This window comes from Escherichia sp. WS568, assembly GCF_046486085.1.
GTDB lineage: Bacteria > Pseudomonadota > Gammaproteobacteria > Enterobacterales > Enterobacteriaceae > Escherichia > Escherichia coli.
Genome location: NZ_JBJQMC010000012.1, coordinates 124,311 through 143,697 on the forward strand (window position 1 = coordinate 124,311; position 19,387 = coordinate 143,697).

The window sequence follows — 19,387 nt, forward strand, 5'->3', positions numbered from 1 at the left end:
GGAATTGGGTGGTGAAAGCAACCTGCCATCCATTTTACTGTTCGTGTAAAATTTGTTAGAAGAAATAATTTAATGTAATGTAACGAGCGACCTGATTAATAAAATAAAACATTCATCTGGGTTATATATTAAAGTTATTTGATGATGAATTGAATTGTCATGAATTGCTAAATAAAGCTTCTTAAATAATATATAATCATGACCACTCTTCGTTTATGACGTTTCTGTTACACCCATTTTACTGTTTAAACTGTCTCTGATTGAGAGGGATTTCTCATGCAAAAGAAAACGTTATTATCCGCCTGTATCGCGCTGGCTTTAAGCGGATCGGGCTGGGCTGCTGACATTGATGATACAGATAGTGCAACTCGTCAGCGTAAGGAGACAAGGATACCCTGTCCGACCGCTCACTCCTCTGAAAAACTAAGTCCGCAACAACTAAAATCGCTCCCGTCTGAATGTTCTACAACCAATGACAACAACCTCTATTCCTTGATTGCCGTTGGCGCTACTTCACTAATCACCACTCTTGCAGTCCTTGAACTAAACCACGATGACGGTAACCACGCTCATTCCTCTGACAATCCTCCAGTACCGCCTGATGACGATAATGGCGGCAACACACCGGACGATGGCGGCAATACCCCTGACGATGGTGGGAATACTCCTGACGATGGCGGCAACACACCGGATGATGGTGGCAACACACCGGATGATGGTGGCAACACACCGGATGATGGTGGCAACACACCGGACGATGGCGGCAATACCCCTGACGATGGTGGGAATACTCCTGACGATGGCGGCAATACTCCTGACGATGGCGGCAACACACCGGACGATGGCGGCAATACCCCTGACGATGGCGGCAATACCCCTGACGATGGTGGGAATACTCCTGACGATGGCGGCAACACACCGGATGATGGTGGCAATACCCCAGACGATGGCGGCAACGTCACCCCGCCCAAAGAGCCTAAAATCTTCAATAACAATGTCACGTTCGACGAAGATAAAGGCACGCTGAAAATTCGTAACGCCACCTTTACCTACAGCAAAAACACCGATGGAACTTATACCCTGACGGCTGGAGATGGCCGGACCACTGTTGTACAAGGCTGGGATGTCGACACGGCTGCCAATACTGTAGAAATTACTGGCGTGAATACCCAGGGCGGTATGACGTGGCGTTACGGTAAAGACGGCATTATCTATATCACTAAAACCGTCGGCGCAACGGTGGATGACCCCGCGAGCAGCAACGTATTTAACCTCAGCGATGCGGTGCTCACTGACCAGGGCGGTAATGCCGCGCTGAATGGCGCAACGGTGATTGAAATTAACGGCAGCAGGATCGTCCTTAATAACGACGGTGACATTTCTGCTACGGGAAAAGATTCTGTGGTTGTGGCGATGACCGGAAACGACATTACCGTTAACAATAACGGCCATATGGTTGTCGATGGCGGCACCGCGGGCGTGGTTAACGGCGATCGTGCGATCCTGAATAACCGTGGTGATGCGGTGATCACTAACGGGGGCGCGGGTGTCATTGTGACGGGCGACAACGCGGTCATCAACAACACGGGGCAAAGCGATATTGATGGCGACAACTCGGTATCGGTAAAAGTCGCAGGAAACGCAACCAGAATCAAAATGGAAGGCGGGCTCAACGTCAGCGGTGGCGCGCATGGCATTGATGCCACCGGTGACAATAACGAAGTCAGCAACAAGGGCAACATTTCGGTGGTGGATGCGCATTCCACGGGCGTGCTGCTGAACGGCGATCGCGCGTCATTCGTTAATATGGGTGATATTAACGTTAGCGGAGGTGCAGCGGACGATCACGCTATTGGTGTGCAGATTAACGGCGATAACAGTACCTTTATCAACGTTGGAGATTTAAATGCCGACGACAGGGCGACCGGGGTGAAAATTACCGGTGACGCCAGCGACATTGCCCTGGCCGGGGCGATGCATGTCGGGGATTTTGCCTCCGGGCTGGAGGTGACAGGTAAGAACAATGACCTGTCGTTGTCCACCAATATGATGGATGTCACCGGGAAACAGTCCACCGGGGTGACCATTACAGGTGATGAAAATACCATTGATATCACCGGTGATATGGTCGTTGATCAAAACTCTGTCGGGACGAAGATTGTTGGTGATCGCGTTTCGTTGCAACAGAAAGGTGATATTACCGTTAACGGTGCGGGGCACGGCGTTGAAGTCAGCGGTAGTAAGGCGACAATCAATAATCAGGGCAAACTGACCGTAAAAGATCAAGACTCAATCGGTATCGCTATCACCGGGGATGACGCGCAATTTACCACCGTGGGTGAGATTGATGTCTCGCTGAATGGTACGGGTGTTGCGATCAGCGGCGATCGTGAACAAGTGAATTTGAGCGGTGATATAAATATCATTCAGGAGCGTGACGACAGCGGTACTTTCCAGGGCGGGACGGGCATCAGCATAATGAGCAACGACAGCAGCATGCTGTTGGCGGGAAACATTAATGTGACGTCCAGCATAGGGGACCAACCGTCCACCTCACACCTGTCGTTAACCGGCGTTACCATCGGGGGGGAAAACAATACTGTCGATCTGCAAGGCGACGTCAATATTACTGTCGATTCGGGTTACCCGGGGGATGAAAACAGTCTTTACGGCGTGGTGGTTTCGGGGTCAAATAACATCATCAGCCTCGATGGTGGTATCAATATTTCCGGCGATAGTGGCGGACATGTTGTCAAAGGCGTGCAGGTAACCGGGAATAATACCGTCAATATTAGTGGTCATTCCGTAATGAATACCCGACAGGTATTGGGAGCCTTCTCTTTGATTTCGGTGGCTGATGGCGGGAATGTCGTATTTGATGAAAATGCGATAACCGAGATCCAAAGTTCAGTGAGAAATACTACTGCCCCTCTATTTGTTGATTCATCGTTAATTGTTGCTAAGGGAAATCAGTCTGTTATTCAGAACAAAGGCATTATTAACACAACCGATGCCCAGGGATTAATGATGGCGAATTCGGGGGCGAAGGTTGTCAATGCCGGGGTGATTAATATCAGGCCAGATGCTGAATCACACAGTTTCTTTGCTGGAATGCTGGCAAGAGGCGATGACTCGCAGGCAAAAAATGTCTCCGGAGGGACAATCAATCTGACATCCATTACCCAGCCTTCTTACGGCGGAGGATTTAGTGAATACCCGGTGAAATGGTATTTCAACACGGGCTATGCATTGCTGGCCAGTAATTACGGTTCGGTAATTAATGAAGCGGGAGCGACCATTAATTTGCATGGGGCAGGAACCTATGGTGTTTCCGCGTCAAAAGGAACGGCGACCAATGCGGGCGAGATAAATGTCGACGGCTTTGTACCAACAGTAGATGAAAACGGTAATATTAGTGATGAAACTTACTGGCAGACCAATTCCGTATATCTGATGGGCGGCGGGATGTTGGCCGGTTCAACGGATACCGGCAACGGTGATGCAAAAGCGGTGAATACCGGTACCATCAACGTTAAGAATGAAGGCTTCGGCATGCTGGCAATGAGCGGCGGGACCGTTGTAAACCAGGGGACAATTAATCTCACTGCCGATGAGGGCGTGACGAAACAGCAAGATAACCAACTGTTCGCGCTGGGTGCAATTCAACGTGGTCTGGCGATTAATGACCAGAATGGGGTTATTAATATTAACACTGATATTGGCCAGGCGTTTTATAAAGATAGCACCGGCACCATTCTCAACTACGGCAAAATTAATCTTTTCGGTAATCCAATGGATGAAAGTGATTCCCATATGGGCGTTGCGCCGGATGACAAAGATGTTCTCAGTGAGCTGTCTGGTAGCGGCGAGAGCATCAGCAAAACCACAACTGCCGACGGTTTTATCGCCGTAAATGACCTGGCAAACTATGGCGACGAAACGCTTAATGGCGACGTTACAGCAAACGGCTGGATATTCAACCAACCTGATGCCAGCCTGACAATCAACGGCGAACTGAGCGTAAACCAGGGGTTGGAAAACAGTGGTCACCTGACAACCGATCTGCTGACGTTGAATGGCGCGGTTTCCTTCTTTAATGAAGGCGAATTTAGTGGTTCAATTACCGGAAACAGCTATCAACAGAATGTGGTGAATACCGGTGAAATGACGGTGACCGAAGATGGCCACTCACTTGTCAACGGAAGTTTCCTGTTCTTCAATGAAGCTGGCGCGACCCTGACAAATAGCGGTAATGCGGTAACGGGCGGGGAAAACGCGATTATTCATGTAACCAGAACCGGTGATTCTGTTTCGCAGGTTAACCGTGGCACCATCACGGCCATAAATGGCTATAGCGCAATCAAAACTGAAAATACTGGCTCGTACAGTAACGGGAAATGGATTTGGAATACGGAAACGGGAGTGATAAATGGTATTAATCCTGCGGCTCCGTTGGTTGATTTAGGACGAGGTTATAATTTTTCTAACGCTGGCGTTATTAATGTTCAGGGCGATAATGCGGTGGGCATCAGTGGCGGCATAACCAGCTATACTGTCAAGTTGGTGAACAGTGGCACCATTAATGTGGGTACTGAACAGGGGCAACTGGATGGAACCAACGGCGAAGGCTTAATTGGTATTAAGGGCAATGGTAAGGACACGACAATTAATAACACGCAAACGGGTGTGATTAATGTCTATGCCGATAACTCCTGGGCGTTTGGTGGGCAAACGAAAGCCATCATTAATAACGGTGAAATTAATTTGCTGTGTGACACCGGATGCGATATTTATGCTCCTGGAACGACGGGTACGAAAAACGATCACAACGGTACTGCGGATATCACCGTACCAGAGGCATCAACCACGCCGTCACAAGGTAATGTTCCAACGCCGCCTGCCGATTCAAACGCACCGCAACTGCTGAGCAACTATACCATCGGTACCAACAGCGACGGGAGTTCGGGTACGCTCAGCGCGAATAATCTGGTTATTGGCGACAACGTGAGTGTTAACGCCGGGTTTAGTGCCGGAACAGCGGACACCACCGTTGTCGTTAACGATGTATTCAAAGGCGAAAACATCAGCGGTGTAGATAACATTGTTTCCTCTACGGTCGTCTGGACTGCCAAAGGCAGTACCGACGCCAGCGGCAACGTTGACGTGACCATGAGCAAAAACGCCTACACCGATGTAGCGACCGATGGCTCAGTGAGTGACGTGGCGAAGGCACTTGATGCGGGTTATACCAACAACGAGCTGTACACCAGTCTGAACGTGGGCACCACCGCCGAACTGAACAGCGCGCTGAAACAAATCAGTGGTAGCCAGGCGACCACCGTATTCCGTGAGGCGCGCGTGTTAAGCAACCGCTTCAGCATGCTGGCGGATGCAGCGCCGAAGATGGGCAACGGTCTGGCGTTCAACGTGGTGGCGAAAGGTGATCCGCGTGCCGAACTGGGTAACAATACCGAGTACGACATGCTGGCGCTGCGTAAAACAGTTGACCTGAGCGAAAGCCAGACCATGAGCCTGGAATACGGTATCGCGCGTCTGGATGGTGACGGTGCGCAAAAAGCAGGCGACAACGGAGTAACCGGCGGCTACAGCCAGTTCTTTGGACTGAAACATCAGATGTCCTTCGACAATGGCATGAACTGGAATAACGCGCTGCGTTACGATATTCATCAACTGGACAGCAGCCGCTCGGTGGCTTACGGCGACGTGAGCAAAACGGCGGATACCAACGTGAAACAGCAGTACCTGGAGTTCCGTAGCGAAGGGGCGAAAACCTTTGAACCGCGCGAAGGGCTGAAAATCACCCCGTATGCCGGTGTGAAACTGCGTCACACGCTGGAGGGCGGCTATCAGGAACGCAATGCCGGAGACTTCAACCTGAGCATGAACAGTGGCAGCGAAACGGCGGTGGACAGCATCGTCGGGCTGAAACTGGACTACGCAGGCAAAGACGGCTGGAGTGCGAACGCCACTCTGGAAGGTGGGCCGAACCTGAGCTACGCGAAGAGCCAGCGCACGGCAAGCCTGGCAGGCGCAGGCAGCCAGCACTTTAATGTCGATGATGGACAGAAGGGCGGCAGTATCAACAGCCTGGCAAGCGTCGGCGTGAAGTACAGCAGCAAAGAGAGCTCGCTGAATCTGGATGCCTATCACTGGAAAGAAGACGGCGTCAGCGATAAAGGCGTGATGCTCAATTTCAAGAAAACGTTCTAATTTTTAGTATGTGATGCATAAACCGCAACGCTGATACAGGTTGCGGTTTTTTATTGCCGGATGCGGCGCTTGACGCGTTTTGTTTTGGTGTCTTCCAGGACAATAGAGCAACTCATCCAGTAATCTTGTTTACGCCTTCGCATTATTTATCTCTTTTCGTTTCTATACTGATTTTTCTTAATCCGTTTTATTACAGGGCAGGGTGCGATGAGCAGCAATACATTTACTCTCGGTACAAAATCCGTTAACCGTCTTGGTTATGGCGCGATGCAACTGGCAGGTCCTGGGGTTTTTGGCCCCCCAAGAGATCGCCACGTCGCTATAACTGTGCTGCGCGAGGCGCTGGCATTGGGCGTCAATCACATTGATACCAGCGACTTTTATGGTCCGCACGTCACCAATCAGATTATCCGCGAAGCGCTTTATCCTTACTCTGACGACCTGACAATTGTCACTAAAATTGGTGCGCGGCGTGGAGAGGACGCTTCCTGGTTGCCCGCCTTTTCTCCGGCAGAGTTGCAAAAAGCGGTGCACGATAATCTACGTAATCTCGGCCTGGACGTACTGGATGTGGTTAACCTGCGCGTTATGATGGGGGATGGTCATGGCCCAGCGGAAGGATCGATTGAGGCCAGCCTGACCGTGCTGGCAGAGATGCAACAACAAGGCCTGGTAAAACATATTGGCCTGAGCAACGTCACACCGACGCAGGTTGCAGAGGCGCGCAAGATTGCCGAAATTGTCTGTGTGCAAAACGAATACAACATCGCGCACCGTGCTGATGATGCAATGATTGATGCTTTGGCCCACGATGGCATTGCCTACGTGCCGTTCTTCCCGCTCGGGGGCTTTACACCGCTGCAATCCTCTACGCTGTCGGATGTTGCTGCGAGCCTGGGTGCAACACCCATGCAGGTGGCGCTGGCGTGGCTGTTACAACGTTCACCGAATATTTTGCTGATCCCAGGGACGTCTTCTGTTGCGCATTTACGGGAGAATATGGCTGCTGAAAAATTGCATCTTTCTGAGGAAGTGTTGTCTACGTTGGATGGTATTTCGCGAGAATAACGAATATACAAAAGGGAAAGATGCATTTCCCTTTTGTTTCTTTTTTAATGGCATGGAGTGCATATGTTTAAGCCCAGGATTTGCAGCTGGATAGGTTTACTTCCCCTGTTTATGCTGAGTCTTCCAGTACAGGCGGACCTTCGATGTGTTGCAAATGCAGTTGATATTGAACCATTTTTTTCTGCGGCTACCGCTGAAGATAAACAACAAGTTGAACAAGCTATCAACAGTAGCGTGAATCTTGTCCCCTTCGGTTTATCTGCATCGGACTGGAAAGTGCATCGTGGCGATTTAGTGGTAGACGGTAATATAGAGAGTAATCAAAAATTGATTGTTCTTGGCAATTTGACAGTCAAAGGTAATATTTCCACTTTCTCTCTTTCTAATCCATGGGTTATTCTCGGTGATGTGACGGCAACGAATATAGTTACGGATTCACCACTGTTAATTACCGGTTCGATAAATGCAAGTGGACTGGTATTTATCGACTCATATTACGATAATCCGTCTACGATTAAGGGGAGTATTAATGCGCGTGGGATATTTATCAATGACATAATTGCACCTGTTGTTGCGTCTTCGACAAATAGTGAATTCATGGTCCGTGCGAGTGACAAAAATGACACTGAAAATGTCAAAAAAGCGCTGATGATAATAAATCCTGATGCATATTATTGGGATCTAATAAATGATGAAGATGCTCTGAAAGAAATTTTTAAGCGAAGCAATATTCGCATGGCAGGGAATGTCTGTAATCTGATGAAAAAAGAAGCGCTGTTTCGCCCTAAGCCTTCTCCTGAGTTAGTGCAGGAATTGCAAATGCTGGATGAAGGCAACGTTGCTGCATTTGAAGGACGAGATATTGCGACATTTGATCTTGCCATAATGCGAACTCTCCCAAGGCTTAAAGGAATTTCAGCTAACCTACGCAAACAACTTATTAATAGCAATGATGGACAAACGATTGAAAGTATGGCGAGATATATGCCTGACAATGAGATTCTGGAGTTGACCGATCAGCAATTGGGTTACCAGCCTGTTGTTCTGGGGTTGCTCGACCGTGAACCGCTCTCTGTCGAAATAATGACGCGAATGAGTCATCTACCTGATGGTGTCGGTCCGTTGAATCTTGCGCTACGTGAAAATCTCCCTCTGGATATCGTCATGACTCTGGCGAAAAGAGATTGGGATATGATCATTCAGGAGCTTTATAAAGATGCGTGGTTATTGCCCGAATCCATTATTGATGGCTATATCCGCAGTAATGATCCCACAATTCGTCAGGTCGGTGCTGGAGGACAACTCACCTACAATCAGGCAATGCAGTTGGCGAACGATTCATCAAACGATGTTGTCACAAGCTTAGCGTCAAAGCTGGCAGAGATGAAACACCATGGTCAATTGTTGCGGATGACGCCACAAGAGAGTGACAAAATAGCAGTATATTTATACCAAAAATTCGAGAATGACGATGATCTAATAGGTGCGTTATTTTTAGCGTTGCCAGATAACTTACAGTTTAATTTTGTTAAAAGGATGGAGAAAAAATCCCCTGCCTACTTTTGCTGTCGGGATATGCAGGTAATTCACTCTGACGCTGCTTTACAACGGTTATTGACACGTTTCAACGATCCTGAGGGGTGGAGTAATCTGGCGAAAAATCAGTATCTGAGTACGGCGATGAAACAAAAAATTTGGCACCGCGCTTTATCGCATCGAAAAAATAATCCGAAAGCAGATTCTGCAGCATATGAAACCAGCGCTGATATGATTTTGTCGGAGCTTATCAGCTACGGTGAAGTTGATGACCAGATGCTATTAAATGCCGCCTCTCTGATACGTTCGGAAGGCTGGGACTTTTTAGAGAGTGCATTAGTTAGTTGGGATAATTTACCCGCTGTTGTCCTCAAGGAATTACAGCAAAATATGCCACGCAATGATATTTGGGCGAAGTTTTTTCTGAGGCAGGAAAACAGCTCTCGTGCGCAGGTTAACGAAGCGTTACGTGTTTATTATGCACTTGACCCCGATGCTTTAGCACAACTGGATAAACTGGCAAAACAACCGGATCGTATATGGTGGAGTACGCTGGCGAAAAGCAATCTTACATTTTTCAAGTTCGGCGCACTTAACAATCGCCATACACCGTCTGCGGCACTGGCGGCAGAAATTGATCCCGAGTGGTGGATTGTGGCGATGAATAATCCCCGTTTTCCAGTTGATGTATTAAAGGCGAGGCTGAAACGTGATCCTTTGCTGGCGTTAGAGCTTGTTAAACCTGAACTGGATTTAGTCCGCCAGCTGGCGCTTAACGGTAAGACACGCGCAATACGGGAACAAGCGATGAGAAAACTTGATGAGTTGCATTGAATAACAGCGTTATATTTTTAACTATTTGATTAATTGGGGATAATCATTCCTGACGGTGAGTCCCCAATACCTTGATATATTCTGAATTTTTAATGAAGCGGCGTGTTGCGATATCTCCGTCAGGGGAATTGATGCACCATAGCGCAAACCGAATTATCAAGGATTGATAATGACGCTCTACCAGATAAAACCGCTCTTTCAGTCGCTGTTAAGGCCGACGATGTTTTGGCTTAATAAGCACCATGTTACAGCGAATCACATCACTCTTGCTGCACTGGCGCTTTCTCTTCTTACCGGATTGCTGTTGATGTTGGTGGCACAACCCATCCTCTTTTTGCTATTGCCTATCGTGCTTTTTATCCGTATGGCGCTCAATGCGCTGGATGGCATGATGGCGCGTGAGTGCAATCAGCAAACACGTCTTGGGGCGATTTTGAATGAAACTGGCGATGTTATTTCCGATATTGCGCTTTATTTACCGTTTTTATTTTTACCGGAAAGTAACGCATCACTCGTAATACTCATGTTATTTTGCACCATATTAACTGAGTTTTGCGGTTTACTCGCGCAGACGATTAACGGTATTCGCAGTTATGCCGGTCCATTCGGCAAAAGCGATCGTGCGTTAATATTTGGGTTGTGGGGGCTGGCTGTTGCCATTTATCCACAGTGGATGCAATGGAATAATCTTTTATGGAGCATTGCTTCAATTTTGCTTCTCTGGACTGCGATTAATCGTTGTCGAAGTGTGCTCCTGATGAGTGCTGAAAGATAATGCTGGAAAAATCTCTGGCAACACTTTTCGCGTTGTTAATTTTAGCAACGCTGATAAACCGTTTTCTGATATGGCGGTTACCGGAGGGAAAAGGGGGTGAGGTTACATTACGTATTCGTACCTGGTGGGGCATCGTCATTTGTTTTTCAATGGTGATTTCAGGTCCACGCTGGATGACGTTGACGTTTTTTGCGCTGATAAGTTTTCTGGCATTGAAAGAATATTGTACGCTTATATCCGTACATTTTCCGCGTTGGTTATATTGGGGTATTCCTCTTAACTATTTGCTTATCGGTTTTAATTGCTTTGAGCTGTTTCTGTTATTTATACCTTTGGCTGGGTTTCTGATATTAGCCACCTGGCGAGTTTTAGTGGGTGACCCCTCTGGTTTTCTGCATACCGTGAGTGCCATTTTTTGTGGCTGGATAATGACCGTTTTCGCCTTGAGTCATGCCGCCTGGTTATTAATGTTGCCAACCACAAATATCCAGGGCGGGGCGTTACTGGTGTTATTTCTTTTGGCGTTAACCGAGTCAAACGATATTGCACAGTATTTATGGGGAAAATCCTGCGGCAGAAGAAAAGTGGTCCCCAAAGTCAGCCCGGGAAAAACACTGGAAGGTCTGATGGGCGGCGTAATCACCACCATGATAGCGTCGATGATCATTGGACCGTTATTGACACCCTTAAACGCCTGGCAGGCATTATTGGCGGGGTTACTGATTGGGGTAAGTGGTTTTTGCGGCGATGTAGTGATGTCAGCCATCAAACGAGATATTGGTGTTAAAGATAGTGGAAAACTATTACCAGGACATGGCGGACTCCTTGACAGGATTGACTCATTAATTTTCACCGCTCCGGTATTTTTTTATTTTATTCGCTACTGCTGTTACTGAAGGAAAATAGAGAAAATGGAAAATTCACGCATCCCTGGGGAACATTTTTTTACCACCAGTGATAATACAGCGTTGTTTTATCGGCACTGGCCCACTTTACAGCCAGGGGCGAAAAAGGTCATCGTCTTATTTCATCGCGGTCATGAACATTCTGGTCGTCTACAACATATCGTTGATGAACTGGCGATGCCAGATACTGCTTTTTATGCATGGGATGCCCGAGGGCATGGACAAACTTCGGGGCCGCGTGGTTATAGTCCGTCTCTTGCGCGTTCAGTGCAGGATGTCGATGAATTTGTCCGTTTTGCTGCCAGCGACAGCCAGGTCGGACTGGAAGAGGTGGTTGTGATCGCGCAAAGCGTCGGCGCAGTGATGGTTGCTACATGGGTTCATGATTATGCGCCTGCTATTCGCGGGCTGGTGCTGGCTTCTCCGGCCTTTAAGGTTAAATTGTATGTGCCGCTGGCACGTCCTGCGCTGGCGTTATGGCATCGTCTGCGTGGTCTGTTTTTTATTAATTCCTATGTGAAAGGACGCTATTTGACCCACGATCGGCAACGGGTGGCGAGTTTCAATAATGATCCGCTGATCACACGGGCGATTGCCGTTAATATCTTGCTCGATCTTTATAAAACGTCTGAACGTATTGTTAGCGATGCGGCGGCGATTACGCTCCCCACGCAACTTCTGATATCAGGCGATGACTATGTGGTGCATCGTCAACCGCAGATTGATTTTTATCAGAGATTACGTAGCCCTCTGAAAGAGCTGCATCTGCTGCCAGGCTTTTATCACGACACGTTGGGTGAAGAGAACAGGGCGCAGGCATTTGAAAAAATGCAAAGCTTTATTAGTCGTTTATATGCTAACAAATCGCAAAAATTTGATTATCAGCATGAAGACCGCACTGGACCATCAGCGGATCGCTGGCGGCTCCTTTCAGGTGGACCCGTGCCATTATCGCCGGTTGATTTGGCGTATCGCTTTATGCGTAAAGCGATGAAATTGTTCGAGACGCACTCTGCGGGCCTGCATCTCGGAATGAGCACCGGCTTTGATTCAGGCAGTTCGCTGGATTATGTCTATCAAAATCAACCGCAAGGTAGTAACGCATTCGGGCGTTTAGTCGACAAAATCTACCTGAACAGTGTTGGCTGGCGCGGTATTCGCCAGCGCAAAACCCATTTACAAATGCTGATTAAACAAGCCGTTGCCGATCTCCACGCCAAAGGTTTAGCCATCCGCGTGGTTGACATTGCCGCAGGGCATGGGCGCTATGTACTGGATGCGCTGGAGTATGAACCTGCCGTATGCGATATTTTGTTACATGATTACAGTGAGTTAAATGTTGCACAGGGGCAAGAGATGATTGCCCAACGGGGAATGTCTGGGCGGGTGCGTTATGAACAGGGCGATGCGTTTAATCCGGCAGAACTCAGCACGTTAACTCCGCGGCCTACGCTGGCGATTGTCTCTGGCCTGTATGAGCTTTTTCCCGAAAATGAGCAGGTAAAAAACTCACTCGCAGGTCTTGCCAATGCCATCGATCCGGGTGGCATTCTCATCTACACCGGGCAGCCGTGGCACCCACAACTGGAGCTGATTGCCGGGGTGTTAACCAGTCATAAAGATGGTAAACCGTGGGTAATGCGCGTGCGTTCTCAAGGGGAGATGGATTCGCTCGTGCATGATGCCGGATTTGATAAATGCACACAACGGATTGATGAGTGGGGCATTTTTACGGTTTCGATGGCGGTGCGTCGTGATAACTGAACGCCGGAACGTATTGCTACAAGGAGCTGGCTGGTTATTGTTGCTGGCCCCGTTTTTCTTCTTCACATATGGATTTCTTAATCAGTTCACCGCGACTCAGGATCTTAACAACCATGATATCCCCAGTCAGGTATTCGGTTGGGAAACGGCGATCCCTTTTCTTCCCTGGACTATTTTGCCTTACTGGAGTCTGGATCTTTTATATGGATTTTCGCTGTTCGTTTGTAGCTCGACATTTGAGCAGCGCCGTCTGGTCCACCGGCTTATTCTGGCAACGGTAATGGCCTGCTGCGGTTTTTTTCTCTATCCGCTGAAGTTTAGTTTTATCCGTCCTGAAGTGAGTGGGGTGACAGGATGGTTATTTTCGCAACTTGAATTGTTTGATCTGCCTTATAACCAGTCTCCTTCGCTGCATATTATTCTCTGCTGGCTACTTTGGCGTCACTTTCGTCAGCATCTGGCTGTGAGGTGGCGTAAAGTCTGTGGCGGATGGTTTTTACTCATCGCCATTTCGACGCTAACGACCTGGCAGCATCATTTTATTGATGTCATCACAGGGCTGGCGGTAGGTATGTTAATTGACTGGATGGTGCCCGTCGACCGTCGTTGGAATTATCAGAAACCTGATCAACGTCGAATCAAAATAGCACTGCCATATGTCGTAGGCGCGTGCTCGTGCATTGTGTTGATGGAGCTAATGATAATGCTTCAGTTATGGTGGTCAGTCTGGTTATGTTGGCCAGTATTATCGCTACTCATTATTGGCCGTGGGTACGGTGGGCTTGGCGCGATAACAACAGGTAAAGATAGTCAAGGGAAACTCCCGCCCGCCGTTTACTGGCTGACATTGCCATGGCGCATCGGGATGTGGCTGTCTATGCGTTGGTTTTGCCTTCGCCTGGAGCCGGTGAGCAAAATTACTGCTGGTGTTTATTTAGGGGCGTTTCCACGACATATTCCGGCACAGAATGCGGTTCTGGACGTCACCTTTGAATTCCCTCGCGGACGAGCGACAAAAGATCGACTCTATTTTTGTGTACCGATGTTGGATCTGGTAGTTCCGGAAGAGGGGGAGCTCCGACAGGCCGTGGCGATGCTGGAAACATTACGCGAAGAGCAAGGCGGCGTTCTGGTCCATTGCGCGTTGGGATTATCGCGCAGTGCGCTGGTGGTGGCGGCATGGCTGTTATGTTACGGACATTGTAAAACCGTTGATGAAGCGATTAGTTATATTCGAGCCAGACGCTCGCGGATTGTGCTTAAGGAAGAGCACAAAGCGATGCTGAAATTATGGGAAAACAGGTAAGCGGATTGAGATGTGGACTGAATATCTACAGTCCACATCAAAATAGTGTCCGGTTATGCAGCAACAATACTGTCGATGGCTGCTTTCGCGTCAGACTGTGCTTTCGCTGCCATTTCCGGGCCGTACGCGATCCCTTCGGCGAAGACAAATTTCACATCGGTAATGCCGATAAAGCCCAGGAATGTGGACAGATACGGCGTTACCAGATCCGTTGGGCCATCTTTATGGATCCCACCGCGGCTGGTAATCACGATGGCTTTTTTACCCGTTACCAGACCTTCCGGACCGTTCTCGGTATAGCGGAAAGTAACGCCTGCACGTGCAACCAGGTCAAAATAGTTTTTCAACTGAGTCGAGATGTTGAAGTTATACATCGGTGCCGCAATAACGATAACGTCGTGGGATTTCAGCTCGGCAATCAGCTCATCGGAAAGCGCCAGAGCTTCCTGCTGACGCGGAGTCAGCGGCGCATCGCTCGGACGCAGTGCACCAACCAGTTCGCCATCCAGTACCGGAATCGGATTTGCAGCCAGGTCACGCACGGTGATTTCATCAGCGGAGTGCTTTTCGCGCCATTGTTCAACAAAATAATCGGACAACTGATTAGACTGAGAGTACCCTGCCAGGATGCTGGATTTAAGAACTAATACCTTGCTCATGGTGTTTCCTTATAGATGTTTGAATGGGCGATGCCCCGTTGCTTGTTGACACTTTATTCACAATCCTGCCACAGAGATAGCGCAATAAATCGAAGCCTATGTTCGAATTTATTGAACAACGCATAGAAAGCCGCGATGTGGTACTCTACATCTATCATTTAAAAGAAAATTAATCAGGCAGCCTACTGCCCACTAACGTTATGACAGAACAACAAAAATTGACCTTTACGGCCTTGCAGCAACGGTTGGATTCGCTGATGCTGCGTGACAGACTGCGTTTTTCCCGCCGTCTGCACGGCGTGAAGAAGGTTAAAAATCCTGATGCACAACAGGCCATTTTCCAGGAGATGGCGAAAGAGATTGACCAGGCGGCAGGGAAAGTCCTGCTGCGTGAAGCAGTACGACCGGAAATCACTTATCCAGACAATTTGCCGGTTAGTCAGAAAAAGCAGGACATTCTCGAAGCAATCCGTGATCACCAGGTGGTGATCGTCGCCGGGGAAACGGGTTCCGGTAAAACGACTCAGCTACCGAAAATCTGTATGGAACTGGGCCGCGGGATTAAAGGGCTGATCGGCCATACCCAGCCGCGTCGTCTGGCGGCACGAACGGTGGCGAACCGTATTGCGGAAGAGCTGAAAACGGAGCCGGGCGGTTGCATCGGGTATAAAGTGCGTTTCAGCGATCACGTAAGTGATAACACGATGGTCAAGCTGATGACCGACGGTATCCTGCTGGCGGAGATCCAGCAAGACCGCCTGCTGATGCAGTACGACACTATCATTATTGACGAAGCGCACGAACGCAGCCTGAATATCGATTTTCTGCTCGGCTATTTGAAAGAGTTGCTGCCGCGGCGTCCTGACTTAAAAATCATTATCACTTCCGCGACTATCGACCCGGAACGCTTTTCGCGCCACTTTAATAATGCGCCGATTATCGAAGTCTCCGGTCGGACCTATCCGGTGGAAGTGCGCTATCGCCCGATCGTTGAAGAAGCTGATGACACCGAGCGCGATCAGTTGCAGGCGATTTTTGACGCCGTAGACGAACTGAGCCAGGAAAGCCCTGGCGACATTCTGATCTTTATGAGCGGTGAGCGGGAAATTCGCGATACCGCCGATGCGCTGAACAAGCTAAATCTGCGGCATACCGAAATCTTGCCGCTTTATGCGCGGCTTTCGAACAGCGAACAGAACCGCGTGTTCCAGTCGCACAGTGGACGGCGCATTGTGCTGGCGACCAACGTCGCGGAAACCTCGCTGACCGTACCGGGTATTAAATACGTTATCGACCCCGGTACAGCGCGTATCAGCCGCTACAGCTATCGCACCAAAGTGCAGCGTTTGCCGATTGAGCCCATTTCGCAGGCTTCAGCTAATCAGCGTAAAGGCCGCTGTGGTCGTGTGTCCGAAGGGATCTGTATTCGTCTCTATTCCGAAGACGATTTCCTTTCGCGCCCGGAATTTACCGATCCGGAGATTCTGCGTACCAACCTGGCCTCGGTTATTTTGCAGATGACTGCGCTGGGGCTGGGCGATATCGCTGCGTTCCCGTTTGTTGAAGCACCGGATAAACGCAATATCCAGGATGGCGTGCGTCTGCTCGAAGAACTGGGCGCGATCACCACGGATGAACAGGCCAGCGCCTATAAACTGACGCCGCTCGGTCGCCAGCTTTCGCAATTGCCTGTCGATCCTCGTCTGGCGCGTATGGTGCTGGAAGCGCAGAAACATGGCTGCGTGCGTGAGGCGATGATTATCACGTCCGCGCTCTCCATTCAGGATCCGCGCGAGCGTCCGATGGATAAACAGCAGGCATCGGACGAAAAACATCGTCGCTTCCACGACAAAGAATCCGACTTCCTCGCGTTTGTAAATCTGTGGAATTATCTTGGCGAGCAGCAAAAGGCGCTTTCTTCCAACGCCTTCCGTCGCCTGTGTCGTACCGATTATCTCAACTATCTGCGCGTGCGCGAATGGCAGGATATCTACACCCAGTTGCGTCAGGTAGTGAAAGAACTTGGCATTCCGGTTAACAGCGAACCGGCGGAGTATCGCGAAATTCACATCGCCTTACTGACCGGTTTGCTTTCCCATATCGGCATGAAAGATGCCGATAAACAAGAATATACCGGCGCACGTAACGCGCGTTTCTCCATTTTCCCCGGTTCCGGCTTATTTAAAAAGCCGCCGAAATGGGTAATGGTGGCGGAACTGGTAGAAACCAGCCGCCTGTGGGGGCGCATTGCTGCGCGTATCGACCCGGAATGGGTAGAACCCGTTGCTCAGCATTTGATTAAACGCACCTACAGCGAACCGCACTGGGAACGGGCGCAGGGCGCGGTGATGGCAACGGAAAAAGTCACTGTTTATGGTTTGCCGATTGTTGCTGCGCGCAAGGTCAACTACAGCCAGATCGATCCGGCGTTATGTCGTGAACTCTTTATTCGCCACGCTCTGGTGGAAGGTGACTGGCAGACGCGTCACGCATTCTTCCGTGAAAACCTGAAACTGCGGGCCGAAGTGGAAGAGCTGGAACACAAATCACGTCGCCGCGATATTCTGGTTGATGACGAAACGTTGTTTGAGTTCTACGACCAGCGCATCCGCCACGATGTAATCTCCGCTCGTCACTTCGATAGCTGGTGGAAAAAAGTCAGCCGCGAAACGCCTGATTTGCTCAACTTTGAAAAGAGCATGTTGATCAAAGAAGGGGCGGAAAAAATCAGCAAGCTGGATTATCCGAACTTCTGGCATCAGGGCAATCTCAAGCTGCGTTTGAGCTATCAGTTTGAGCCCGGCGCGGATGCTGACGGTGTGACTGTGCATATCCCGCTGCCGCTGCTTAATCAGGTAGAAGAGAGCGGGTTTGAATGGCAAATCCCCGGCCTGCGCCGCGAACTGGTGATTGCTCTGATTAAATCGTTGCCGAAACCGGTACGCCGTAATTTTGTACCTGCGCCAAACTATGCCGAAGCGTTTTTAGGCCGCGTCAAACCGCTGGAGTTACCGTTGCTCGACAGTCTTGAGCGCGAGTTACGGCGGATGACCGGTGTTACCGTTGACCGCGAAGACTGGCACTGGGATCAGGTGCCTGATCACCTGAAAATCACCTTCCGCGTGGTGGATGACAAAAACAAGAAGCTAAAAGAAGGGCGCTCATTACAGGATCTGAAAGATGCGCTGAAAGGCAAAGTGCAGGAAACGCTGTCTGCGGTGGCGGATGACGGTATCGAGCAGAGCGGCTTACATATCTGGAGTTTTGGTCAGCTGCCGGAAAGCTACGAACAGAAGCGTGGCAACTATAAAGTGAAGGCGTGGCCAGCGCTGGTGGATGAACGCGACAGTGTGGCAATCAAATTGTTTGATAATCCGCTGGAACAAAAGCAGGCAATGTGGAACGGTCTTCGCCGTCTACTGCTGCTGAATATTCCATCGCCGATCAAATATTTGCATGAAAAGTTACCGAACAAAGCCAAGCTGGGGCTGTACTTTAACCCGTATGGCAAAGTGCTGGAGCTGATCGACGACTGTATCTCCTGCGGGGTGGATCAACTGATCGACGCCAATGGTGGCCCGGTCTGGACGGAAGAAGGCTTTGCTGCGCTGCATGAAAAAGTCCGTGCTGAACTGAACGACACGGTGGTGGATATTGCGAAGCAGGTCGAGCAAATCCTCACTGCGGTGTTCAATATCAATAAACGTCTGAAAGGGCGGGTGGATATGACTATGGCGCTGGGGCTTTCTGACATTAAAGCGCAGATGGGCGGGTTGGTATATCGCGGTTTTGTCACTGGTAACGGCTTCAAACGGTTGGGCGACACGCTGCGTTATTTGCAGGCGATTGAAAAACGACTGGAAAAACTGGCGGTTGATCCGCATCGTGACCGTGCTCAGATGCTGAAAGTCGAAAACGTCCAGCAGGCGTGGCAGCAATGGATCAACAAACTGCCGCCCGCACGTCGTGAGGATGAAGACGTGAAAGAGATCCGTTGGATGATAGAAGAGTTGCGCGTTAGTTACTTCGCTCAACAACTTGGTACGCCTTATCCGATTTCAGATAAGCGTATTTTGCAGGCGATGGAGCAGATTAGCGGTTAACACTGCTATTTGCCTGATAAATCTAAAACCCGGTAAGCATTTAGCGCCGGGTTTTTTATTAATTCTAAAAACGGTATGGGAAAAAATTCAGGAGTTCAGAAAAATACAATTCTCTGCTGCAAGATGAATAATGTTTATCTACAGCATTTCCTTAAAAGATATGTCAGGCTTGCGGAGTGGTAGTTAAGGAAATACGACTTCCTCCT

Annotated in this window: 9 protein-coding genes; 8 read left to right on the forward strand and 1 reads right to left on the reverse strand. The window is 49.3% G+C overall.

Annotated elements, in window-relative coordinates:
- Positions 1-276 precede the first annotated feature (276 nt).
- The 7 genes from ACJHWR_RS15090 to ACJHWR_RS15120 all read left to right on the forward strand — a co-directional run bounded on the left by ACJHWR_RS15090 (position 277) and on the right by ACJHWR_RS15120 (position 14,419).
- Positions 277-6,231, forward strand: a complete 5,955-nt coding sequence (locus ACJHWR_RS15090; protein ID WP_001170210.1) for an autotransporter domain-containing protein — start codon at positions 277-279, stop codon at positions 6,229-6,231.
- Positions 6,232-6,438: 207 nt separating this feature from the next.
- On the forward strand, positions 6,439-7,299 hold the full coding sequence (gene pdxI, locus ACJHWR_RS15095) for a pyridoxine 4-dehydrogenase (RefSeq protein WP_000097801.1): 861 nt from the start codon (positions 6,439-6,441) through the stop codon (positions 7,297-7,299).
- 63 nt (positions 7,300-7,362) lie between these two features.
- Positions 7,363-9,669 carry a DUF2773 domain-containing bactofilin gene (locus ACJHWR_RS15100; protein WP_000476127.1) on the forward strand — a complete coding sequence of 769 codons (2,307 nt, stop codon included), beginning with the start codon at positions 7,363-7,365 and terminating at the stop codon, positions 9,667-9,669.
- Between the two features lie 169 nt (positions 9,670-9,838).
- Complete coding sequence (locus tag ACJHWR_RS15105; RefSeq protein WP_000177500.1) at positions 9,839-10,444, forward strand: CDP-alcohol phosphatidyltransferase family protein; 606 nt, start codon at positions 9,839-9,841, stop codon at positions 10,442-10,444.
- Positions 10,444-11,340 (forward strand): phosphatidate cytidylyltransferase, encoded by an 897-nt coding sequence (locus ACJHWR_RS15110; protein ID WP_000890915.1) that lies wholly within the window; start codon positions 10,444-10,446, stop codon positions 11,338-11,340. Before ACJHWR_RS15105 ends, ACJHWR_RS15110 begins: the two co-directional genes overlap by 1 nt.
- Positions 11,341-11,355: 15 nt before the next feature.
- Positions 11,356-13,113, forward strand: a complete 1,758-nt coding sequence (locus ACJHWR_RS15115) for a bifunctional alpha/beta hydrolase/class I SAM-dependent methyltransferase (RefSeq protein WP_000431877.1) — start codon at positions 11,356-11,358, stop codon at positions 13,111-13,113.
- 13 nt (positions 13,114-13,126) lie between these two features.
- Complete coding sequence (locus tag ACJHWR_RS15120) at positions 13,127-14,419, forward strand: phosphatase PAP2/dual specificity phosphatase family protein (protein ID WP_012311655.1); 1,293 nt, start codon at positions 13,127-13,129, stop codon at positions 14,417-14,419.
- A 53-nt stretch (positions 14,420-14,472) separates the two neighbouring features.
- Here ACJHWR_RS15120 and azoR read toward each other — a convergent pair whose 3' ends face one another.
- Complete coding sequence (azoR, locus tag ACJHWR_RS15125) at positions 14,473-15,078, reverse strand: FMN-dependent NADH-azoreductase (RefSeq protein ID WP_000048962.1); 606 nt, start codon at positions 15,076-15,078, stop codon at positions 14,473-14,475.
- 200 nt (positions 15,079-15,278) lie between these two features.
- Between azoR and hrpA the strand changes: the two genes are divergently transcribed.
- Positions 15,279-19,181, forward strand: coding sequence for an ATP-dependent RNA helicase HrpA (gene hrpA, locus ACJHWR_RS15130; RefSeq protein ID WP_000139589.1), 3,903 nt, complete (start codon positions 15,279-15,281; stop codon positions 19,179-19,181).
- The last annotated feature ends 206 nt before the right edge of the window (positions 19,182-19,387 follow it).